Source organism: Pedococcus sp. P2_D7 (assembly GCF_056404295.1).
Genome location: NZ_JBFUEH010000003.1, coordinates 343,603 through 364,639, shown reverse-complemented (window position 1 = coordinate 364,639; position 21,037 = coordinate 343,603). Strand labels below are relative to the sequence as shown.

General features: G+C 70.6%; 19 protein-coding genes, 1 tRNA gene and 1 riboswitch. Of the genes, 12 read left to right on the top strand and 8 right to left on the bottom strand.

Going from position 1 to position 21,037, the window contains the following annotated elements; genetic code table 11:
• Positions 1 to 35 precede the first annotated feature (35 nt).
• On the bottom strand, positions 36 to 1,667 hold the full coding sequence (locus tag AC1DWJ_RS08850) for an alkaline phosphatase family protein (protein ID WP_477620579.1): 1,632 nt from the start codon (positions 1,665 to 1,667) through the stop codon (positions 36 to 38).
• 168 nt (positions 1,668 to 1,835) lie between these two features.
• Here AC1DWJ_RS08850 and cysS point away from each other — a divergent pair, with 168 nt between their 5' ends.
• The 5 genes from cysS (at position 1,836) to AC1DWJ_RS08825 (ending at position 5,655) form a co-directional block, all read left to right on the top strand.
• On the top strand, positions 1,836 to 3,275 hold the full coding sequence (cysS, locus tag AC1DWJ_RS08845) for a cysteine--tRNA ligase (protein ID WP_457254798.1): 1,440 nt from the start codon (positions 1,836 to 1,838) through the stop codon (positions 3,273 to 3,275).
• Between the two features lie 11 nt (positions 3,276 to 3,286).
• A complete protein-coding gene (rlmB, locus tag AC1DWJ_RS08840; RefSeq protein ID WP_056922098.1) occupies positions 3,287 to 4,258 on the top strand; it encodes a 23S rRNA (guanosine(2251)-2'-O)-methyltransferase RlmB in 972 nt (323 codons plus the stop codon).
• A 98-nt stretch (positions 4,259 to 4,356) separates the two neighbouring features.
• On the top strand, positions 4,357 to 4,668 hold the full coding sequence (locus tag AC1DWJ_RS08835; protein ID WP_477620578.1) for a CD225/dispanin family protein: 312 nt from the start codon (positions 4,357 to 4,359) through the stop codon (positions 4,666 to 4,668).
• A gap of 22 nt (positions 4,669 to 4,690) precedes the next feature.
• A complete protein-coding gene (locus AC1DWJ_RS08830) occupies positions 4,691 to 5,134 on the top strand; it encodes a DUF2752 domain-containing protein (protein WP_457254795.1) in 444 nt (147 codons plus the stop codon).
• Between the two features lie 176 nt (positions 5,135 to 5,310).
• A complete protein-coding gene (locus tag AC1DWJ_RS08825) occupies positions 5,311 to 5,655 on the top strand; it encodes a CD225/dispanin family protein (protein ID WP_457254794.1) in 345 nt (114 codons plus the stop codon).
• On the opposite strand, the gene AC1DWJ_RS08820 is transcribed toward AC1DWJ_RS08825, so the two are convergent.
• The 4 genes from AC1DWJ_RS08820 to AC1DWJ_RS08805 all read right to left on the bottom strand — a co-directional run bounded on the left by AC1DWJ_RS08820 (position 5,649) and on the right by AC1DWJ_RS08805 (position 9,497).
• Entirely contained in the window at positions 5,649 to 6,290 is a 642-nt protein-coding gene (locus AC1DWJ_RS08820; RefSeq protein ID WP_477620577.1) for an RDD family protein, read from the bottom strand. The two genes, AC1DWJ_RS08825 and AC1DWJ_RS08820, sit on opposite strands and share 7 nt — an antisense overlap.
• A gap of 44 nt (positions 6,291 to 6,334) precedes the next feature.
• Positions 6,335 to 6,916, bottom strand: coding sequence for an RDD family protein (locus tag AC1DWJ_RS08815; protein ID WP_457254792.1), 582 nt, complete (start codon positions 6,914 to 6,916; stop codon positions 6,335 to 6,337).
• A gap of 125 nt (positions 6,917 to 7,041) precedes the next feature.
• Positions 7,042 to 8,292 carry a DUF4032 domain-containing protein gene (locus AC1DWJ_RS08810; RefSeq protein ID WP_457254791.1) on the bottom strand — a complete coding sequence of 417 codons (1,251 nt, stop codon included), beginning with the start codon at positions 8,290 to 8,292 and terminating at the stop codon, positions 7,042 to 7,044.
• A 95-nt stretch (positions 8,293 to 8,387) separates the two neighbouring features.
• Entirely contained in the window at positions 8,388 to 9,497 is a 1,110-nt protein-coding gene (locus AC1DWJ_RS08805) for an ABC transporter ATP-binding protein (protein ID WP_477620576.1), read from the bottom strand.
• 247 nt (positions 9,498 to 9,744) lie between these two features.
• Between AC1DWJ_RS08805 and AC1DWJ_RS08800 the strand changes: the two genes are divergently transcribed.
• Complete coding sequence (locus tag AC1DWJ_RS08800) at positions 9,745 to 10,758, top strand: LacI family DNA-binding transcriptional regulator (RefSeq protein ID WP_457254789.1); 1,014 nt, start codon at positions 9,745 to 9,747, stop codon at positions 10,756 to 10,758.
• A gap of 33 nt (positions 10,759 to 10,791) precedes the next feature.
• Here AC1DWJ_RS08800 and otsB read toward each other — a convergent pair whose 3' ends face one another.
• Both otsB and AC1DWJ_RS08790 read right to left on the bottom strand, forming a co-directional pair.
• A complete protein-coding gene (gene otsB, locus AC1DWJ_RS08795; RefSeq protein WP_457254788.1) occupies positions 10,792 to 11,571 on the bottom strand; it encodes a trehalose-phosphatase in 780 nt (259 codons plus the stop codon).
• The gene (locus AC1DWJ_RS08790) at positions 11,568 to 13,103 is read right to left on the bottom strand and encodes an alpha,alpha-trehalose-phosphate synthase (UDP-forming) (protein ID WP_477620575.1); all 1,536 of its coding nucleotides are present in this window, start codon (positions 13,101 to 13,103) and stop codon (positions 11,568 to 11,570) included. The genes otsB and AC1DWJ_RS08790 overlap by 4 nt, the downstream gene beginning before the upstream one ends.
• Positions 13,104 to 13,260: 157 nt before the next feature.
• On the opposite strand from AC1DWJ_RS08790, the gene AC1DWJ_RS08785 reads away from it, so the two are divergent.
• The 5 genes from AC1DWJ_RS08785 (at position 13,261) to AC1DWJ_RS08765 (ending at position 18,367) form a co-directional block, all read left to right on the top strand.
• Entirely contained in the window at positions 13,261 to 13,689 is a 429-nt protein-coding gene (locus tag AC1DWJ_RS08785; RefSeq protein ID WP_056922323.1) for a CBS domain-containing protein, read from the top strand.
• A 40-nt stretch (positions 13,690 to 13,729) separates the two neighbouring features.
• Positions 13,730 to 15,421, top strand: coding sequence for a serine/threonine-protein kinase (locus AC1DWJ_RS08780; protein ID WP_477620574.1), 1,692 nt, complete (start codon positions 13,730 to 13,732; stop codon positions 15,419 to 15,421).
• Positions 15,422 to 15,471: 50 nt separating this feature from the next.
• Positions 15,472 to 16,911: a threonine/serine exporter family protein gene (locus tag AC1DWJ_RS08775; RefSeq protein WP_477620573.1), complete on the top strand. Its 1,440-nt coding sequence runs from the start codon at positions 15,472 to 15,474 to the stop codon at positions 16,909 to 16,911.
• A 262-nt stretch (positions 16,912 to 17,173) separates the two neighbouring features.
• A riboswitch (cyclic di-AMP (ydaO/yuaA leader) is annotated at positions 17,174 to 17,327 on the top strand.
• A gap of 11 nt (positions 17,328 to 17,338) precedes the next feature.
• On the top strand, positions 17,339 to 18,064 hold the full coding sequence (locus AC1DWJ_RS08770; RefSeq protein ID WP_477620572.1) for a transglycosylase family protein: 726 nt from the start codon (positions 17,339 to 17,341) through the stop codon (positions 18,062 to 18,064).
• A 230-nt stretch (positions 18,065 to 18,294) separates the two neighbouring features.
• Positions 18,295 to 18,367, top strand: a tRNA-Thr gene (locus tag AC1DWJ_RS08765).
• Between the two features lie 103 nt (positions 18,368 to 18,470).
• Here the strand turns inward: AC1DWJ_RS08765 and AC1DWJ_RS08760 are convergent.
• Positions 18,471 to 19,538 carry a LacI family DNA-binding transcriptional regulator gene (locus AC1DWJ_RS08760; RefSeq protein WP_477620571.1) on the bottom strand — a complete coding sequence of 356 codons (1,068 nt, stop codon included), beginning with the start codon at positions 19,536 to 19,538 and terminating at the stop codon, positions 18,471 to 18,473.
• Between the two features lie 212 nt (positions 19,539 to 19,750).
• Between AC1DWJ_RS08760 and AC1DWJ_RS08755 the strand changes: the two genes are divergently transcribed.
• Positions 19,751 to 21,013, top strand: coding sequence for a helix-turn-helix domain-containing protein (locus AC1DWJ_RS08755; RefSeq protein WP_477620570.1), 1,263 nt, complete (start codon positions 19,751 to 19,753; stop codon positions 21,011 to 21,013).
• The last annotated feature ends 24 nt before the right edge of the window (positions 21,014 to 21,037 follow it).

The window sequence follows — 21,037 nt, the reverse complement described above, 5'->3', positions numbered from 1 at the left end:
GGGCCCGAGTGGGTCGTGCGGTGGTGCGGTGCCGCCTACCGGCGCGACGGTCGGCTGTCGTCGTGCCGGCCACCGATGGAGACGGCGGGCGCGAGGTCGGCGACCTTGGCGTCACGCGGGGACAGCGGCGCCAGGCCCCACGCGTGCTCGATCGTGGCGAGGATCGACGTGGTGTCGAAGCTCGCGTGGCTGACGCCCGAGTGCTTCATGCCGGCCGACAGGACGAGAGCCGGGATGCGGGTGCCGGGGCCCCAGGCATCGGTCTTCGGCGGTGCGACGTGGTCGTAGGACCCGCCGAACTCGTCGTAGGTCACGACCACGAGGGTCTGGTCGGCCTGCGGACCGTGGGTGATGGTCTGGAGCAGGTCGACCAGGTGGTCGCTGCCCGTGTGCTCGCTGGCATATCCGGGGTGCTCGTTCTCCGAGCCGTACGGCTTGACGAAGCTCACGGCCGGAAGGGTGCCGGCCTTGGCCGCCGAGAGGAAGTTCTTCTCGTCCTGCAGGTGTGAGCGGCCGGGGGCGCCGGCGGCGTAGTTCGCGAAGTAGTCGAACGGCTGGTGGTGGTACTGGAAGTTCGCACCCGGGTGTCCGGCCACGGCGTCGTCCCACCCTCCGGCGTACCAGTTCCAGCTCACCTTGGCCGCACTGAGGCGGTCACCGATGTTCGGGTACTGGGTGTCGTCGATGAGCGGGATCTTCGCTCCGCTGCCGGACGGTGTCGAGGACGGCTGCACCGTGTTCACGGCGTAGTCGCCGCACGCGGCCACCGGGTCGTTGCCGCCGGCCGCACACTTCTGGGTGAGCTGGCCGTCGACCACGGCGCCGGTCGGCGTGTAGAGCGGGTACTTGTTCACCATCCCGTTGCCGTCCAGCACCGAGCTCTTGGCACCGAGTGCGCCGGCGGACGTGTCCACGGGGGCGCGGGCCGCGATGAGGAACTGGTGGTTGAGGAACGAGCCACCGAACGCGCCCTGGAAGAAGTTGTCGGCGAGCACGTAGTTCGGGGCGTCGTTGGAGTGGAGGTACTGGTAGATCGGCAGGGCCTTGGTGTCGTACTTGCCCATCGTCAGGCCAACGGCGTCCGAGCCGGTGACATAGCGGTCCTGCTTCCCGCCGTCGAGCTGGTACTGCTCCTGGTAGAAGCGGTGCACCTGGTCGCGCGTGCAGCCGCCCGGGAGGCCGCTGCCCTTGAGGGTCCCGTTGGGCGCGAAGACCCCCTCGGGGGCGCAGGTGGTGTCGGACGGCTTGATGTAGTCGTCGATCGTGAACGCCTGGTTGGTGAAGTTGCTCGCCGCGACGCCGTGGCCGGCGTCCTGGCAGGTGTTCGGCTGCGGGGGCGTGGTGAGGTTGACGTCGTTCTGCAGCAGGCACCCGTATGCCGTGCCGTCCTGCGCGACCTGTGGCACCGCGGGCGCGGTGGCCCCGTTCACGGCGTCGCCGCCGACACGGCCCCACCCGCCGTACAGGTTGTCGAACGAGTGGTTCTCCTCGTAGATCACGACGAGGTTGGTGTAGCCACCGGGCAGGGCGCCGGGGGCGCCGTGGTGGCCTGTGGTCGCGGTGCCGGGTCGTCCGGCGGACGAGGCGAGTGCGGTGCCGGGAAGGGCGGCAGCCGCTGCGCCGATGAGCAGCAGGGCGCCGACCACGGCGGTGGTGCGTCTGGTCACGGTGGATCCTCCTGGGTACGGGTGCGCGTTCGGCGCACCTAGCCAACGTGGCCGATGACTCGGAGGTCGGCCCTGACAGATGTCACGGGTGGGGGTGAACAGTCGGCGACGTGGGGGGAGCCGTCGCCGTTTCGGCTGGTGGACCCCCGCGCAGGTAGCCTTGCGCGCGTGAGTCTTCGCCTGTACGACACCGCCGCGCGCGAGCTGCGCGACTTCACCCCTCTGGTTCCCGGTCGGGTCGGCATCTACATCTGCGGGCTCACGACCCAAGGCGCACCCCACATCGGGCACGTGCGCTTCGCCGTCGCCTTCGACGTCCTGCGCCGGTGGCTCGAGGGCCGCCACGGCTACGCCGTCACGCTGGTGCGCAACGTCACCGACATCGACGACAAGATCCTCGCGAAGTCGGCGGAGGCCGGCGAGGAGTGGTTCGCCCTGTCCTACCGCAACGAGGTCGCCACCGCCGCGGCGCTCGACTCCCTCGCGGTGCTGGCCCCCACCTACGAGCCCCGCGCCACCGGGCACATCCCCGAGATGGTCGCGCTCATGGAGACCCTCGTCGACAAGGGCCACGCCTACGCCGCCACCGACGCCAGCGGTGACGTGTACTTCGACGTGAAGAGCTTCCCCGAGTACGGCTCGCTGACCCACCAGAAGATCGAGGACATGGAGGCGGCGCAGGACGCCGACCCGCGTGGCAAGCGCGACCCCCGCGACTTCGCGCTCTGGAAGGGACGCAAGGAGGCGGAGCCGGCCACCGCGTCGTGGGCCACGCCGTTCGGCGTCGGCCGCCCCGGCTGGCACCTCGAGTGCTCGGCCATGGCGCGCAAGTACCTCGGCGACGCCTTCGACATCCACGGCGGCGGCGTCGACCTCCGCTTCCCGCACCATGAGAACGAGCAGGCGCAGTCGCACGCCGCCGGGCTCGGCTTCGCGACCTACTGGCTGCACAACGCCTGGGTCACCGTCGGTGGCGAGAAGATGAGCAAGTCGCTGGGCAACAGCCTGGTCGTCTCCGAGGTCACCAAGGTCGCCCGCCCGCTGGCCGTCCGCTACTACCTCACGGCGGCGCACTACCGCTCGACCATCGAGTACCACGAGGGCTCGCTGCGCGAGGCCGAGGCGACGGTGGAGCGGATCGAGGGCTTCCTGACCCGCGCGCTGCGCGCCCTGCCCGAAGGCACGTCCACCTCCCCGGACCACACCACTATCCCCGACGCGTATGCCGCCGCGATGGACGACGACCTCAACGTGTCAGGTGCGCTCGCCGTCCTCCACGACACCGTCCGGGCGGGAAACACCGCCATCGACGACGGCGACGACGAGGGCCTCGCGACGGCCTTCGCCGCGGTCGTGGCGATGACCGACCTGCTCGGCGTGAACCCGCTCGACCCGCACTGGGGCGGTGGCACGGACAACGGCTCGGGTGACGCGCAGGTCGCGCTCGACGCCCTCGTCCAGGTGCAGCTGGAGGCCCGGGCAGCCGCCCGCGCGGCCCGCGACTTTGCGACCGCCGATGCCATCCGCGACCAGCTGGGCGCGGTCGGCATCGTCATCGAAGACACGGCGTCGGGAGCGAACTGGTCGCTCGCCCGCCGCGAGAGCTGAGAGGAACACCCATGGCTGGCAACTCCCAGCGACGTGGCGCCATCCGCAAGGGCGCGTCGAAGAAGGGCGCCACCGTCGGGTCCGGCGGTCAGCGCCGTCGCGGTCTCGAGGGCAGGGGCCCGACGCCCAAGGCCGAGGACCGACCCAAGCACAAGGCCAACCGCATCGCCAAGGCGGTCGAGAAGCACGGCTCGAAGCCGGGCGCCCGACCGAGTGCGAGCCGGGGCGGGTCGCGTCGCGGCAAGGCGTCGAGCGAGATCGTGGCGGGTCGCAACTCCGTCGTCGAGGCGCTGCGCGCGGACGTGCCGGTCACGACGATGTACGTCGCCGGCCGGATCGACTCGGACGACCGCGTCCGCGAGGCGCTCAAGACCGCGACCGCCAAGGGCATCGCGATCCTCGAGACCCCGAGGGGCGAGCTCGACCGACTCACCGACGGCGCGGTCCACCAGGGCCTGGCCCTGCAGGTCCCGCCCTACGAGTACGCGCACCCCAGCGACTTCATCGACCCGCAAGCACCCGGCATACCCCTTGTCGTCGCGCTCGACGGCATCACGGACCCGCGCAACCTCGGCGCCATCATCCGCTCGGTGGCTGCGTTCGGCGGCCACGGTGTGGTCGTGCCCGAGCGCCGGTCGGTCGGGATGACCGCCAGCGCGTGGAAGACCTCCGCGGGTGCCGCGGCCCGCGTCCCGGTCGCGCTCGCCGCGAACCTGACGCGCGCCCTGGAGGAGTACCGCAAGGCCGGGTTCTTCGTCCTCGGGCTCGACATGGACGGTGACGTCCAGCTGCCCGACCTGGCCCTGGCCACCGAGCCGATCGTCATCGTGACCGGTTCGGAGGGCAAGGGGCTGTCGCGGCTGGTGCGGGAGACCTGCGACCAGATCGTGTCGATCCCCATGTCCTCGGCGGTCGAGTCGCTCAATGCCGGCATCGCCACCGGGGTGGCGCTCTACGAGGTCGCGCGACGCCGCGCGATCTGAGGGTCATCTACGCCCCTTGACCTGGGTCGATCCGCTACCGTTTCGCGCAGTCGCCCCAAGGGGGAGCGACTCCCGCAACCTCGAAGGGACTCACCAGCATGTCTGACTACGGCACCCCGCCGCCGCCCCCGCCCGCCGCGCCCGGGTACAACCAGCCGACCGCTGGGGGCACGCCGCCGCCGAACTACCTCGTCTTCGCCATCCTGACGACGATCTTCTGCTGCCTCCCGTTCGGTATCGCCTCGATCGTCTTCGCGGCCCAGGTCAACGGCAAGTTCGCCTCGGGCGACGTCGCCGGAGCCCAGGCCTCGTCGGAGAAGGCCAAGCGTTTTGCGATCATCGCGGCCATCGTCGGCGTCGTCGTCAACGGTCTCTACTTCGCATTCGTCCTGCCCAACCTGAACAAGTAGGTCTCGGTCCCCGAGGGATTCAATGACCACCGTGGCACCGCAGCGCCCCGCGCCACCCGTCGTCGCACGGGGGTTCGGGGCGTTGCGCGTGCCCGGCCTCGCCCTGGCCGCGGCGGCGGCCGCGACGACCCTGGTCGCCACGGTCGACCCCAACCAGCCGGGGCACTACCCGACCTGCCCGTTCCTGGCGCTGACCGGCTACTACTGCCCGGGCTGCGGTTCGCTGCGGGCCCTGCACGACCTCGCCCACGGCGACCTCGGCGGCGCCCTCGCCCGAAATCCCTTGATGGTGCTCGCCGCCGGTGGCCTCCTCGTCGCCTTCGTGCTCTGGACGCGTCGGCGCTGGCGGGGCCTTGCGCGGACCTGGGCGGCACCCGCTTTCCTGCTCTACGGCTTGCTGACCCTGGTGCTCGCGTTCTGGGTGCTGCGCAACGTGCCCGGCTGGACCTGGCTGTCGCCGGCCTGAGCTCGCCGGCCTGACCTCTTCTGCGGCCGAGCACGTCAGCTGGGCTCGCCGGGCGACCCACCCGTTCGGCTGCACCCTGCGCGAGTCCCGGCGCGACGCGGGTCCGGTCCGCTAGCGTTTCGCCCTGCCGCGCCCATTGGGGGGAGCGGAACGCGCACTCCGAAGGGACCCACCGCATGTCTGACTACGGCACCCCGCCCCCGCCGCCGCCCCCGCCGTACACGCCCGACTACTACTCCTCCGGTGCGGGTGGCGCCCCGCCGGCGAACTACCTGGTCTGGGCGATCCTGTCGACCGTCTTCTGCTGCCTGCCGCTCGGCGTCGTCTCCATCGTCTTCGCCGCCCAGGTCAACAGCAAGTGGGCCGCGGGCGATGTCGCCGGCGCTCGCGACTCCGCGAACAAGGCCAAGAACTTCGCGATGTGGTCTGCCATCGCGGGCGTGGTCGGCGGGATCCTCTGGGTGATCTTCGTCGTCGCGCTCGGCTCGTTCGGCTCGAGCTCCATGAGCAACGGTTACTGACCCGCTGGGGATTTTCGGACCTCGACCACGACGGTGTTGAGGATCTTGTCGGCGAAGGTCTGGCGCTTGTCGTCCCACAGCGGCCACAGGTAGCCGATGTAGACGGCACCGTCGAGGGCGTGCGCGAGGTCGCGCACGAACGCCATCCCGGCGCCGATCGGCTGACCGCTGTGCTCGTCGACGAGCCGGATCCCCATCACCTTCTTGCCGATGCTCTGACCGGTCCGTCCCTGCTTGAACGCGCGGTTCCAGATCTGGAGGCCGAGCGCCGCGAGGAACCCGATCACGAAGAGCAGGCCACCGACCACCATGAGGCCGGTGTTCCCGGTGTCAGGTCGCGCGTACTCGAACTGCGTGCCGGTGCTGTCGAGGCCGGGCTTCGGCGCCCCGATGACGAACAGCACGATCCCGAGGACGTAGGGGATCCCCCCGATGAGCTGCACCAGGCTGTCGATGAGGCTGGCCGCGACGCGAGTGCCCCAGTCGGCCAGCGGCCCCCAGGGCTCGCGCGGCCCCCACGGGGCGCCGGCCACCGGAGGCGGCGACGCGGCATACGCGCGGGGCGCCGGCTGGCCGGGCACGGCGGCGACCGGCAGCGGTGGGTGGGCGAACGGGTCGTGCGGTGGCTGTGTCATGGGTCCCCTCGGGTCGCCCGCAAACTAGCAGCCGGGCGCGGCGCTCAGCCCAGGGCGCGCTGGGCCCAGGTCGCCTCGTCGCACTGCGCCGGACGGACCTCCTGGGTCACCATGGTCCCGACGATCTTGTCGGCCAGCGTCTGCTTGCGGGGGTCCCACAGCGGCCAGAGGTAGCCGATGTAGAGGACGCCGTCGACGAGGTGCGCGATCTCGCGGGCGAGGGCGGACGCGGGGCCGACCGGCTTCCCGGTCGTGCTCGAGACGAGCACGATCTTCATGACCGCCTTGCCGAGGGTCTGACCCGTGCGTCCCTGGTGGACGACGCGGTTCCAGATCCAGATGACCAGGCTGAGGATGCCGCCCAGACCCATCAGCCCGAGACCCGCGATGACGGTGACGTGGTCGGTCTGGCGAGCCGGGTCGACGGACTGGTAGATGGTCGCGCCCGAGCTCTGGAGCCCGAGCAGCATGACGAGGCCGACGACGTAGGGGAGGGTGCCGACCACCTGGACCAGGTCGTCGATCAGCCGCGCCGCGACCCGGGTCAACCAGCCGGCTGGCGGTGTCCACGTCCCCCGCCCGAAGTCCTGCTGGTGGGCGGTGGAGGTGGCCTGAGCCTGACTCATGAAGTTTCCCCTGGAGGCGGTGGTGCGATTGTCGTGGCCACCGTATTGGGAGGCTGGCGTCACCTAGGTGCCGTTTGGGCTCGATATCATCCGAGTGGCCGATGCAGCCGACCGTTTTCGTCGACTCAGTCGTCGTCGAACATGGCCACGACCGGCATCTCGACCGTGTCGACGCCGACGACGGTGGCCTCGTCGGGCTTGCTCGGCAGCACCGTCTTCACGTAGTCGGCGATCGCGTCCTCGATCGGCATGTCATGGCCGGCCCGCTCGGACAGGTACCACCGGTGCTCGAGCACCTCGTGGAACAGCTCGGCCGGTTCGAGCTTGCCGCCCAGCTCGCGCGGGACGGTCCGGGTGATGGGTTCGTAGATCCGCTGGAGCCAGTCGTGCGCGACGATCTCCTCGTCGTCGTTCTGGCGGTCCGTGCCGGCGCGGTAGGAGTCGAGGTCGTTGAGCAGCCGGCGGGCCTGGTTCTCCTCCACGTCGAGACCGGTGAGACGCAGGAGTCGTCGCGAGTGGTGGCCGGCGTCGACCACCTTGGGCTGGATCTGGATGGTGGTGCCACCGATGTCGGTGGAGATGGCCAGCTCGTCCACGTCGAAGCCGAGCTCGTTGAGGCGGCGGATGCGCTCGTCGACGCGCCACCGGTCGCCGCGCTCGAAGCGCTCGAGGCCGGTCAGCTCCTCCCACAGCTCGGCGTAGCGCTCGACGATCCGGTTCGACGTGTCCACCGCGTCGACCCCGGCCTCGAGGAACCCGCCGGCCTCGAGGTCCATCAGCTCGCCGGCGATGTTGACCCGGGCGATGTCGAGGTCGTGCTCGCGCTGTCCGGCGGTGAGCGTCTGGTGCAGCTCACCGGTCTCCGCGTCGACGAGGTATGCCGCGAACGCCCCTGCGTCGCGCCGGAACAGCGTGTTGGACAGGGACACGTCACCCCACCAGAAGCCGACCAGGTGGACGCGAACGAGCAGCACGGCGAGGGCGTCGATGAGCCGGGCCGTGGTGTCGGGCCGCAGCGACTGGCTGAACAGCGCGCGGTAGGGCAGCGAGAACTGCAGGTGCCGGGTGATCAGGCAGGCGTCGAGGGGAGTCCCGTCGATCGCGGTGCGACCGCTGACCACCCCGAACGGCTCGACGCACGGCAGGTCCAACCGGTTGAGCATGCGCAGGAGCTGGTACTCGCGGACCGCGATGTCGGCCTTGATCTCCTTGACCGCCAGCACCCTCCCCGAGAGCTTGACGAACCGCACGACGTGGCGCGAGATGCCTCGCGGCAGCGCGGCGAGGTGCTGCTCGGGCCAGGTCTCCAGGGGGAGCTCCCACGGGAGGTCCAGCATGGCCGGGTCAGGTCGTGCCGCAGTGATCTCGAGTGCCACGCTTCATCCTCCCAGCGACGCCACGACAGGGCAGAACCGGAGTGGCCGGCTCCCACGACGAGGAGCCGGCCACCCGGCATACGGTGCTGTTCGGGTCAGTCGCCGAGGCGCAGGCCCGTGGTGGCGTCGAAGGCGTGCACGTGCCCGGTCTTCGGGGCGAGGAAGACGGTCTCGCCCTTCTGCGGGGGCTTGCGGCCGTCGACGCGGGCGATGAACGGGCGCTCGCCCTCGGCGTCCTCGTCGGCCTCGATGTGCTGGTGCGCCTTGGTCGAGCCGTAGATGTAGGCGTCGGCGCCGAGCTCCTCGACGACGTCCACGGTGACCGGGATGCCCTGGCCCTCGGTGGTGAGCTCGAGGTCCTCGGGGCGGACACCCAGCGTGATGTTCTTGCCGGAGGAGGCGTCGAGGATGGCGCGCTCCACGGGGACCGTCGAGCCACCGACCTTCACGCCGCCGTCGGCCACGTCGACGTCGAGCAGGTTCATGGCGGGGGAGCCGATGAAGCCGGCGACGAAGACGTTGTCCGGGTGGTCGTACATGCGGCGCGGGCTGTCGCACTGCATGAGCAGGCCGTCCTTGAGGACCGCGACGCGGTCACCCATCGTCATGGCCTCGACCTGGTCGTGGGTGACGTAGACGGTGGTGACGCCGAGGCGACGCTGGAGCGACGCGATCTGCGTGCGGGTCTGGACGCGGAGCTTGGCGTCGAGGTTCGACAGCGGCTCGTCCATGAGGAACACCTGGGGGGAGCGCACGATCGCGCGACCCATGGCGACGCGCTGGCGCTGGCCACCGGAGAGGGCCTTCGGCTTGCGCTCGAGGTACTGCTCGAGGTCGAGGATCTTGGCAGCCTCCTCGACGCGCTTGCGGATCTCGCCCTTGTCGACGCCGGCGATCTTGAGCGCGAAGCCCATGTTGTCGGCCACCGTCATGTGGGGGTAGAGCGCGTAGTTCTGGAAGACCATCGCGACGTCGCGGTCCTTGGGGGACAGGTTGGTGACGTCGCGGTCACCGATCCAGATCTTGCCCGCGTTGACCTCTTCGAGGCCCGCGAGCATGCGGAGGGAGGTGGACTTGCCACATCCGGAGGGACCGACCAGGACGAGGAACTCGCCGTCCTCGATGTCGATGTTGAGCTTGTCAACCGAGGGCTTGTCGTTGCCCGGGTAGAGCCGGGTTGCGTCGTCGAACTTGACAGTTGCCATGGCTTCGTTGCCTCTCCTTCACCGGCAGGAACGTGCCGGACGATCCGTTGTAAAGGGTGCTGCTGCCGCCGACATCGGTGTCCGCGGTGGCCTCAGTCTGGCCCAGCGTGGGTCGTTGCGCCAGTGCTGGTCCACGCTGGTGAGACGGTGTGGAAACGTTTACACGCGCGGCGACCCGACGGCATACCTGAAATATCTTGCAGCGTGTGGTCCGTCGGGCCTGCAAGTTCTTGCTACCGTCACCGCCATGAAGGCGAGACTGGCTGACATCGCGGCGCACGCCGACGTCAGCGAGGCCACCGTCAGCCGGGTGCTCAACGGCAAGCCCGGCGTGGCCGAGGCGACCCGCGAGGCCGTGCTGACCTCGCTCGACATCCTCGGGTACGACCGGCCGTCACGGCTGCGGCGCAAGACCGCCGACCTCGTCGGGCTGATCGTCCCCGAGCTGACCAACCCGATCTTCCCGGCGTTCGCGCAGATCATCGAGACGGCCCTGGCGCGGCACCAGTTCACGCCGGTGCTGTGCACCCAGACGCCCGGGGGAGTGCACGAGGACGAGTACGTCCAGATGCTGCTCGACCGCGGGGTGGCCGGGATCATCTACGTCTCGGGCCAGCACGCCGACGTCACGACCGACCCCGAGCGCTACACGAGCCTGCGCGAGCGGGAGCTGCCGATCGTGCTCGTGAACGGCTACCAGGAGGGCATCGACGCGCCCTTCATCTCCAACGACGACGTCGCGTCCATGGAGCTCGCGCTGACGCACCTGGTGCAGCTGGGGCACACCCAGATCGGGCTGGCGGTGGGGCCGGAGCGGTTCGTGCCGGTGATCCGCAAGATCGACGGCTTCCGCACCTCGATGCGCACCCTGCTCGGCCGGGAGGACGTCGACGAGCTGATCGAGCGGACGATGTTCTCGGTCGAGGGTGGTGACACGGCAGCCGCGCGCCTCATCGAGAAGGGCTGCACGGCGGTCGTCTGCGGCTCCGACCTGATGGCCCTCGGCGCGATCCGCGCGGCCCGGCGGGCCGGCAAGCAGGTGCCGGCCGACTTCTCCGTGGTCGGCTACGACGACTCGCCGCTCATCGCCTTCACCGACCCGCCCCTGACCACCGTGCGGCAGAGCGTGCAGGCGATGGCCGAGGCCGCCGTGCGCGCGCTGCTCGACGAGATCGCCGGGGAGCCCGCGCCGCGGGCCGAGTACGTCTTCCGCCCCGAGCTCGTCGTGCGGGCCTCGACCGGAGCCGCGCCGAGCCGCTGAGGGGCTCGAGCAAAGGTTGCTGGCGGGAGGGTCCTAGCGGGAGGCGTGGGAGGTGCGGCGCTCGACGAGGTAGGTCAGGGCCTCGGCGGCGTCCTCGGGGTGCTCGACCCGGAACCGCGCCGCTGTCTCGCCGTCGCCGACCTTGACCGTCACGTCGTCGTCGCCGAGCGCCCGGAACGCGTCCTCGTCGGTCACGTCGTCGCCGAAGTAGGCGACGGCCTGAGCCCCCACCTCGTCGCGCAGGGCCACCAGGGCGGTGCCCTTGTCGGCCCGGACCACCCCGACCTCCACCACCTGCTTCCCGTGCAGGACGTGCAGGCCGGTATGCCGCGTGGTCACCTCGAGCGCCGCCGCCTCCACGGCGTCGGCAGCCGCGCGGTCGGTCATCCGGCGGGTGTGCAGGACGACCGCGCTGGGCTTGGACTCCAGGTAGACGCCATCAGGCCGGCCCTCGCACACGGCCTCGAGCTCGCGCGTCACCCGCGCCAAGGTCTCCTGCTGGTCGTCGGTGAGGGCGGCCGCCGTGGCCCGGCTGGTCTCCGCTCCGTGGGTGCCGATGCGGGTCACGGCGCTGTCGGCGAGCCCGGTGAGCGCGGTGAGGGTGTCGAGGTCGCGGCCGGAGACGACCGCGGCGTGCGTGCCGGGCAGGGCGGCGAGGCCCTCGAGCGCCTCGATGGTGCCGGGGAGGGCACGCGACTGCGAGGGGTCGGCGACGAGCGGGGCCAGCACGCCGTCGAAGTCGGAGGCCACCAGCAGCCGCGACGTCGCGGCCAGCTGGTCGAGGGCGGTCACCAGGTCGGGCGGCAGGGTCATCGCGGCGTCGTCGCCTTGGCCGCCTTGGCCGCCCTGGCGTGGTGCAGCTCGCGCGCCGTGCGATCGGCCCGTGCGTGCTCGTCGTCGGCCTTCTGCTCACGGGTCGAGCGCTGGGGCCGCTCGGGGGCGACCTCCAGTGCCTCGAGGAACCGCGAGGCCCAGCGCTGCACGTCGTGGTCGGCGACCCGGCGACGCATCGCCCGCATGAGGCGACGCTTCTCCTTGTCGGGGGTCTCGATGGCCCGCATGATCGTCTGCTTCAAGCCCTCGATGTCGTGCGGGTTGCAGACGAACGCCTGGTGCAGCTCGTGGAACGCCCCCGTGAACTCGGACAGCACCAGCGCCCCGCCCTCGTCGTGGCGGCACGTGACGTACTCCTTCGCCACGAGGTTCATGCCGTCGCGCAGCGGGGTCACCAGCACGACGTCGGCCGCGAGGTAGAGCGCGGCCATCTCCTGGCGCGGGTAGGAGTGGTGGAGGTACTGGACGGCGGGTGCACCGATCCGGCTGTGCTCGCCGTTGAGCCGCCCCACCTCGCCCTCGATCTCGTGCCGCAGCTCGCGATAGGCGGCGACCCGCTCCCGGCTGGGTGTGGCCACCTGGACGAAGACCTCGTTCGGCGGGGAGACCTGGCCCTCCTCGAGCAGCTCGCCGTAGGCCTTGATCCGGTGGCCGATTCCCTTGGTGTAGTCGAGGCGGTCGACACCGAGCAGCAGGGTGCGGGGGTTGCCGAGCGACTCCCGGATCTCCTGGGCGCGCTGAATCGTCTCGGGCAGCTTGGCGACTGCCTCGAGGCCCACGTAGTCGATGGAGATCGGGACGGCGCTGGCCCGCACCCGTCGGCTGTCCTCGGCCCGCGACACCGAGACGGTGTCGCCCTTGGTCGGCAGCCCCAGCAGCTGGCGGCAGGCCCGCACGAAGTTCTGCGCGTCGGCGACCCGCTGGAAGCCGAGGTAGTCGGCACCGAGCAGTCCCTCGAGCACGGCCCGTCGCCACGGCAGCTGGGCGAAGAGCTCGACCGGCGGGAACGGGATGTGGTCGAACCAGCCGATCCGCACGTCGGGACGCAGCTCGCGCACCATCGCCGGCACCAGCTGGAGCTGGTAGTCGTGCACCCAGACGGTCGCGCCCTTCGCGGCGACCTCGCAGATGGCCTCGGCGAACCGGCGGTTGACCGCCTCGTAGGCGGTGAACCAGAAGCGGTGGAACGTCGCCGGGACGATCACGTCGTGGTAGATCGGCCACAGGGTGTCGTTGCTGAAACCCTCGTAGTAGTGCGCGACCTCGTCCTCGGACAGGGCCACCGGGCGCAGGTACATGTCGTCCTCGACGAACGGCTCGGGGGCGTCCCCGGCCTCCCCGGCCCAGCCCACCCAGGCGCCCTCGCGACCCCGCATGACCGACTCCATCGCCGTCACCAGGCCCCCCGGGCTGGTCCGCCAGGACTCCTCCCCGTCGGGGCCCACCACCCGGTCGACGGGCAGTCGGTTGGCGGCGATGACGAGGTCGAACTGCTTCTGGCTGCGAGGCACAGGGAATCAACTCCACGGTTTCGTTGCGAAGGCAACCCTATGTCGGTGGCCCACCCATCGGCATACCCGCAGGTCGCGTCCCGAACCCCACAGACGTCACGTCCACCGCACGCGGCTCCCCTAGCGGTGGCCCTCCCAGCGGTCTACCGTCTGGACCATGAGGATCTCGGATGTCGTGCGACGCAAGGGTGGCCAAGTGGTCACCATCCGCTCCGAGGAGACCGTGGAACGGCTGCTCGACCTGCTCGCGGAGCACCGCATCGGTGCCCTCGTGGTGAGCGACGACGGTGAGAGCGTCACCGGCATCGTCAGCGAGCGCGACGTCGTGCGGCACCTCCAGAAGGACGGGGCCGCCGTCCTGCTGGCGCCCGTCGGCTCGATCATGACGGCCGACGTGAAGACCTCTGGGCTCGACGTCCCGATCGAGGAGCTGGCCCGCACGATGACCGAGATGCGGATCCGCCACGTGCCCGTCGTCGTCGACGGCAAGCTGCACGCGATCGTCAGCATCGGCGACATCGTCAAGCACCGGATCGACGAGCTGCAGTCCGAGCGTGACCAACTCGTTGGGTACATCCAGCAGTAGCCTGACCCGTTTCACAGGGACGCCCACGTACCGTGGTGGGGTGACCACGGAGGCGATCGAGGGGAGCGACGGGCGTTCCGCCGTGCCCGAGGGCCCCCGGATCGGGCCGTACCGCCTCATCCAGCAGCTCGGCGAGGGCGGCATGGGGGTGGTCCACCTGGCGCTCGATCCCAGCGGCAGGGCGGTGGCCCTCAAGCTGCTGCGCCCCCACGTCGCGCACGACCGGGACGCCCGCACCCGCCTGGCTCGCGAGGTACAGGTGCTCAGCCGGATCCGCGACGACCGGGTGGCTGCGGTCATCGACGCAGACCTCGACGGCGAACGCCCCTACCTCGTCACGCGCTACGTCCCGGGCCCGGCCCTCGACGACGTCGTGAAGGATGTAGGCCCCATGCGGGGCGAGGAGCTGCTCCGGCTGGGCCGCGGACTCGCCGAGGCGCTCGACGCCATCCACGAGGCCGACGTGATCCACCGCGACCTCAAGCCCGGCAACGTCCTGCTGCTCGACGGCGACCCCGTGCTCATCGACTTCGGGATCGCCCACGTCGCGGACGACGTGCGGATCACCATGACCGGGTTGGTGATGGGCACCCCCGGCTACCTCTCGCCCGAAGTGGTCGAGGGCGCGCCCGTCACCGAGGCGACCGACTGGTGGGGCTGGGCGGCGACGCTCGCCTTCGCCGCGAGCGGCGCCCCGCCCTTCGGCCGTGGCCCGATGGACGTCGTCCTGTCGCGGGTCAGCCGCGGCGAGGCCGACCTCACCGGCGTCGACCCCCGGCTCGCGCCGCTCCTGTATGCCGCCCTGTCGCCCGTGCCGCGCGAGCGCCCCGATGCCGACGAGGTCGTCGACGCGCTGGAGCGCTACGCCACCGGCCAGCCGGTGACCGAGGCACTCACGGCGCCGTCACGGCATACCCAGGCCTTTGAGCACCGGACCACGGCCCGCTGGGAGCGGCCTGCGGTCGCACCCGCGCCGGTCGCCCGGCAGGTCGAGCCGCAGCCGGTCGCCGAACCCGTCTGGTCGCCCGAGCCGGAGGGCGAGCTGGTCCCGTGGGACGAGCCCGAGGGCGAGCCGTCGGAGTGGCAGGCTGCCTGGGAGGGTGGCGCCGGCCAGCCGGACCCACGCATCGGGCGGCCGGCGCGCACCGGCACGCTGCTGGCACTGCTTGCTGCCGTCGTCGCGGGTGTCGCGGGGTTCCCGGTGGTCGCTGCGGTCGTCGCGGTGCTCTGGTCGTGGGCCGCTCGCACCGCCGACCGGTCCGTCACCTCCCTGGTCCTGCGGCGGCACACCCGCGGACCGCGTCGCTCCGACGTGCCGGTGGCCGTCGTGGCGAGCCCCTGGCACCTCGTCGTGGGCGCGCTCGCCACCGTCGTCAGCGCGGTCCTCCCGCTGGTCGTGGGCATCTGCGCGGTCTTCAGCACGGCGCTGGGCACGGTCGCCGTCTACGGCGGCCAGCCCCACCCCGACTCGTCCGGGCCGCTCGCGGTGGGCGCGGCGGTCGCGGCCCTCATGGCGTGGTGGGGCCCCGGCGGCTCGGGCCTGCGCCGGGGCACCCGCAGCATCGTCCGCGGCGTCAGCCCGGGTCCGCGGGGCACGAAGGTCGTCGTGGCCCTCGCCCTGCTCGTGGCGGCAGGGGTCGTGGTGGTGATCGTGCAGAACGGCGGCATCCCGCTGTGGTGGCCCTACGAACCACCCTCGGCCGTGCTGCCCGGGGTGGGCCTGACGGGATGACCGAAGGCGTCCCGGACCGGCCCGTTCGTCCTCCCGCCAAGCGTCGACCGGTGTTGCGGCACAGCCGGATCTGGCGCGGCGAGGAGCTGACCGAGACCCTGCCGATGGTCGAGTCCCTGCGGCACACGCCCTACCGCAACCCGCGGGTGCGACAGGCGGCGGCCGAGGAGCGCGAGGCGCGGGCCTCGCTCGACCTCGCCCTGCGCGTCGGCGAGCTGATGCTGCGCTGCGGCGCCGGCGCTCCCCAGGTCGAGTCGTCGGTCGTGGCGGTGGCCGCGGCGGCCGGGCTCGACAACCTCGAGGTCGACATCACGTTGCAGTCGTTGCTGATCCAGTGCACGACGGGTTCCGGGGCGCCGATCACGATGCTGAGGGTGGTGCGGTCGTCGACGCGTGACTTCGCCCGGCTCACGGCCGTGCACGAGTTCGTCGAGAACCTCGTCGCCGGGTCCTACGACCGCGAGGCCGCCGCCGCCCAGCTGCGCGAGATCCGCCGCGCGCCGCGGTTCTGGCCGAAGTGGACGGTGCGCGGTGCGCTCGGCCTGCTGGCCGCCGCCATCGCGGTGATGCTCGGCGCCGGTCCCGTCGCGGCGCTCGTCGCCGGGTTGTCGGCCCTCCTGGTCGGGTATGCCGCGCGGACGCTCGGCAAGGGCGGCCTCCCGGACTTCTACCAGTGTGCGATCGGTGGGTTCCTCGCGACCGTGCTCGCGTGGGGCGCATTCAGCCTCGGTGCGGCGGGCTGGCTCCCCGTGTCCTCGTCGGAATTCGCCTTCATCGTCGCGGGCGGGATCACCGTGCTCCTGCCGGGTCGCACGGTCGCCTCGGCTTTCGAGGACGCGATCTCGGGCTACTCCGTGACCGGTGCCGGCCGGATGTTCGCGGTGTTCCTCACGACGGCCGGGATCATCCTCGGGGTGGCGACCGGGCTGCAGCTGACCCTGGCCCTGACCAGTGCCTTCGGCCTGAACGTCGCCTCGCCGTCCATCGTGTCCACGCAGGCGCTCAACGCCCCGGTGCTGCTGGCGGTGGTGGGCGCCTTCGTGGTCGGGTTGGCCGGTGCGGTGTCGCTGCGCACGGGCCGGATGCTGGTGGTGCCCAGCGGCGTGCTGTGTGCGGTGGGCGTCGGGGTCTCCCTCGCTGTCTCGAAGGTCGACGGGCTGGGCCAGCTGTCCGCCGCCGGGCTGGCGGCGATCGTGCTCGGGTGTGCGGGACGACTGCTGGCGCTCCGGATGGGCGCGCCGGCGATGGTGCTCGTCGTCCCGGCGTCCTACGGCCTGCTCCCGGGTCTGGCGATCTTCCGCGGCCTCTACGAGATGGTGAACGGGTCGTCGGCCGACTCCGGGACGCTGTCGCTCCAAGGGGGGCTGACCACCCTGCTGGGGGCGATGGCGGTGCTCCTGGCGATCGCGGCGGGCGGCGTGCTGGGGGAGTTCATGGCGGCGCCGTTCGACCACCGCATGGTGCAGAAGCGACGCGCTCGACGGCGCTGACCGGGCCGGGCGGTCCGGGCGGTCCGGGCTGTCGAGCACGAGACTGGTTGTTCGGAAGTTATCCCGGGTCATGGCACGGCGGATCTTCCGAACACGTCGGGCCGCCGGCGCTGACGGGGAACGAAAGGTGGCGAATACGCGCCAACCGGTTGTCGGCCTGACGAACGCCCCCTACCGTGTCTTACCTGCGCGAACGCGCGGTCACAACTGCACACGGCATACCCAATCAGCCAAGCACTCCCACCGCGCCGAGCCTCGTCAGGTGGGGGTTTCACCGGAAGATCTCCGGGCACGACGAGGACGGGGAACCCAACGCGGCCACCACGGTGGCCTGGGGGTGAAGCCGGCTCAGGCCGGCCGGGCACCTGACAGCCCGAACCCGACAGCTAACCCCGCAGGCGCCGGTCAGGAGAGGAACCCCCCACCCATGTTCTATGCCCCGAAGCACTCTGCTCGGAAGGCCAACCCTGTTCGACGTCGCGTGACCGGTGTCGCCGTGGCCGGTGTCGCCACGGTCGCAGGTGGCATGGCCACCGCCAGCAGCGCGCAGGCCTCGACGGTCTGGGACCGCGTGGCCGCCTGCGAGAGCGGTGGCAACTGGTCGATCAACACGGGCAACGGCTACTACGGGGGTCTGCAGTTCTCCGACCGCACCTGGGACGGCTTCGGCGGCGAGCGCTACGCCCCGACCGCAAACCGCGCCACGAAGGCCCAGCAGATCACCATCGCCCAGAAGGTGCTGGCCTCGCAGGGCCCCGGCGCCTGGCCGACCTGTGGCGCCCGCGCCGGTCTCACCCGCTCCAACGGTGGCGCGGTCGATGCCGGCTCGACGACCAGCAGGGCCTCGCGCTCTGCCACCCGCCAGGCTCCCGCGGCCCACTCGACCAGCACCGGCAAGCTCGTCGTCGACGGGATCCGCGGCCCCAAGACCAACGCCGCCATCGAGCGCTGGGTCGGTGGGTCGGTCAACGGCACGCTCTCCCGCACCGACGTGAAGGCGTTGCAGCGGAAGGTTGGCTCGGCCCCCGACGGCGTCATCGGTCCGAAGACGATGCGCGCCCTGCAGACCAAGATCGGGGCCCGCAAGAACGGCGCCCGCTACCTCGACCGCGCCACCGTGCGCACGCTGCAGACCTACCTGAACGGCCGCTGACCCGCTCTCCGCACAGCCGGCGGCCCGACACCTCACGGTGCCGGGCCGCCGTCGCGTCCCCGTCTTCCTCGCACTTGCTGCCACCGGTGGGGCACGGAGGGCTGGGTTCGGGGGTCTGGTGAGGGATCAGTGGCAACAAGTGCGCGAGACGGTATGCCGCGTGGGCGCCCGGGATGCCCGGCCGCCGCCGTCTCGCCGGTACGATCGTCGCCGTCTGCTGCGGCAGACCGGCCGGCGTGGCGCAATTGGCAGCGCACTTGTCTTGTAAACAAGGGGTTGGGGGTTCGAGTCCCCCCGTCGGCTCTCTGACCAGCAGGTTTCCTCAGACCCCCCTCGCCTTGGGCTGCCGACCCACCGCTTTGCCCCGCAGGCACCGAGAGTCGGCTGGGACTCCGTGCTCCGCCATTCAGCTGCCGCGAGGGCAACCGCAGCTTTCGCGCACCATCAGCTCTACGGGCAGTATGCGTGATGTCGTTGGCTCGTCCGGACGTTCGATTCGGTCGATGAGTGCTCGGACTACCAACGCACCCATCGCCCCCATAGGCTGACGGACCGTGGTCAGTCTCGGGCTGAAGAGACGCCCCGCGGCGATTCCGTCAAACCCCGTCACGGCAACCCGACCTGGAACGTCAACACCTGCGGCCTTCAGGGCGTCGATTAGCACCAAGGCGACTTCGTCACTCACGCACACGAAAGCTTCGGGTAGTTCGTCGTGGGCAATCAGACCGGCGACCATCGCTCGGACGCCTGCCGCGATAGCTCGGTACTCCACGATGGCCGCAAGTGGTTCTTCGGGTACCGGCAGGCCGGCGGCGCGCAAGGTTGCTTGGAAGGCCACGAATCGTTCGACCCGGTCGGCGGCGGCGATCGAGCCGACGAAGAGCAGCCGACTGAGTCCGTGCGAGTGGATAAGGTGTTCGGTCAGCTCGCGCATCCCACTGGTGTTGTCCACACCGACCCGACTGAGGTTCTCATCCAGCCCTGAACCGGGCAGGAGGACCACGGGCAGTTGCGCCGCGATCTTGGCGAACTCTGCCTCGCCCACCGATCCTGAGAAAACCGCCAAACCGTCGACGCGACCAGCGATGTCAGTGAGTACCGCATCCCCGTCCGAGTGGCTTGCCGCGGCGACCAACATGGCGTAGCCACTACGCCAGCACTCTTCCTCGACACCGCGCTGGACTTCGTCCTTGTACAGGGGATACAACCGAAAGTCGACGTTGGGGTCGACCGCGGGTGCTCCAGAGGCGCTGTCGATTTCAGGAATGGCGGGCCCGTAGTCGAGCGACAGGATGCCCAGAGCCCCTGTCCGGCCGCCTGCCAGCCCTCGCGCGCTCGCGCTGGGTATGTACCCGAGCTCTTGGGCAGCAGCATGGACCAGCTGGCGCGTCGACACCTTCACCCTCTTGGGCTGCCGGAACGTGAACGACACGGTCGCGATCGATACGCCGGCACGCTCCGCGACGTCATACACGGTTGGACGCTTCGCCATGAGTTGTACCTCCTGGGCTCGGAGTCTAAGCGCATTGCAAGGGTCGACGCGTCATGGGTCGCGTTCGGGCCTGGCATGGGGCGTCCCGCGGGGAGGTGATGGTCGCCCTCTTGCCAACCCGAAATCAATGCGCTTAACTTAAGCACCGCCATTTAAGCGCATAGAGACTGGATCTCGCTGGGAGGGAACCGACGATGTTGCGTACTGCCGACGACACCGGGCCCGGCGAGCGCCTGGCTGACGGGGCGGATGGGTATGTGCACGTCAAGGGCGCAGATGTGGTGACGCGTCATCGGCTTACCAGGATGTCCGGAAGGGAGGCCGACGCTGCCACCGTCCTGCGCGTCGTGTCGGTCTTCGATGAGTTGGTGGAGCAACGCGCGAGCGCCGCGGATCTGGTGCGCTCGGTCGCTCTCTGGACCGACTGCGCCGCGGGTTTGAGTGGCCACGATGGTCGGGTGCTCGCTCGATGCGACCGTCACGGGATGAAACTCCCTGGCTGCGAACCGGAGGGCGGCACCTACCGTGAGGCACATTCCCACGGCTTTCTGAGCGGTCGGTTGTGGATCGAACGCGATGGGCCGGCCCGCGCGCTGGACGAGTTGGTCCTCGGGCGTGGTGCCCGTGCCGCGCAGCTCACCCTTGAACGGATGGCACGCGCCGCTGCCGCCTGCTCACCCGTTCCCGGCCTGGTCGAACTTCTCATCGATGCCAACGTGTCGTTGGACGAACGCTCCCGGGCCGGCCGGGAGCTGGGGTACGACCCCAACCAGTCGATCAGGGTCTGGGTCGCTCAGATGACCGGCGGAGCGGCAGGTGTGTTGGATCGGGTTGCTCGTCGGATTCGTGCCTCAGGAGGGGGGCCGGTCCGGGTCGCCGACTTCGGCGCCTCCGCGATCCTCGTGGCGTCCGGTCGGGTTGACCCTGACGGGCTCCTCCTAGCAGGGATGGAAGGGCGCATTGGAATCGGCCCACTGCGGTCCGCAGTCGACGCACCGCGCTCGTACCACGGTGCGCGAGCGGCCCTTCGATTCGCCCAGGGGCCAGGTGCCCCAACGATCACACAGTTCGACCAGCTCGGCTCCGTAGCCGCGCTGGCCGGAGTGGTGGACACGGACCTGATCGACTTCCCGGACTGGATTGCTCTGGACCAGCTGTCACGAACCGAGACCGGCCTGACCGCGATCCTGACCGCTGAAACCCTGATGCACACCGGATCGCAACGTGACGCCGCAGCACGCATGAATCTCCACCACAGCACCGTGGCCCATCGCGTGAGCCATTTCGAGCAAGCACTTGGCTACGGACTGGGCGAGCACCAGAACTGGTTCAGGGCCCAGCTGGCCATCTACCTCTGGCGCCTCACCTGGTCGGATCCATCGGCACCGGCAGATGGCGGACAGGGGCCAACAAGTTCCGGCGTCCGCCGGATGACTCCCCCAAGTCGCCAGGCCTAGCGTGAATTGCGGCCAAGTGAGTGA

Coding starts and splice junctions, on each gene's coding strand:
- otsB (WP_457254788.1), bottom strand. CDS start 11,571: ATGACCCTGCCGCCCGACCTGGTGACCGCCCTCGACCAGCTGGCCGCG.
- AC1DWJ_RS08815 (WP_457254792.1), bottom strand. CDS start 6,916: ATGAGTCAGGCTCAGGCCACCTCCACCGCCCACCAGCAGGACTTCGGG.
- AC1DWJ_RS08770 (WP_477620572.1), top strand. CDS start 17,339: ATGTTCTATGCCCCGAAGCACTCTGCTCGGAAGGCCAACCCTGTTCGA.
- AC1DWJ_RS08835 (WP_477620578.1), top strand. CDS start 4,357: ATGTCTGACTACGGCACCCCGCCGCCGCCCCCGCCCGCCGCGCCCGGG.
- AC1DWJ_RS08825 (WP_457254794.1), top strand. CDS start 5,311: ATGTCTGACTACGGCACCCCGCCCCCGCCGCCGCCCCCGCCGTACACG.
- AC1DWJ_RS08820 (WP_477620577.1), bottom strand. CDS start 6,290: ATGACACAGCCACCGCACGACCCGTTCGCCCACCCACCGCTGCCGGTC.
- AC1DWJ_RS08785 (WP_056922323.1), top strand. CDS start 13,261: ATGAGGATCTCGGATGTCGTGCGACGCAAGGGTGGCCAAGTGGTCACC.
- AC1DWJ_RS08755 (WP_477620570.1), top strand. CDS start 19,751: ATGTTGCGTACTGCCGACGACACCGGGCCCGGCGAGCGCCTGGCTGAC.
- AC1DWJ_RS08830 (WP_457254795.1), top strand. CDS start 4,691: ATGACCACCGTGGCACCGCAGCGCCCCGCGCCACCCGTCGTCGCACGG.
- AC1DWJ_RS08805 (WP_477620576.1), bottom strand. CDS start 9,497: ATGGCAACTGTCAAGTTCGACGACGCAACCCGGCTCTACCCGGGCAAC.
- rlmB (WP_056922098.1), top strand. CDS start 3,287: ATGGCTGGCAACTCCCAGCGACGTGGCGCCATCCGCAAGGGCGCGTCG.
- AC1DWJ_RS08800 (WP_457254789.1), top strand. CDS start 9,745: ATGAAGGCGAGACTGGCTGACATCGCGGCGCACGCCGACGTCAGCGAG.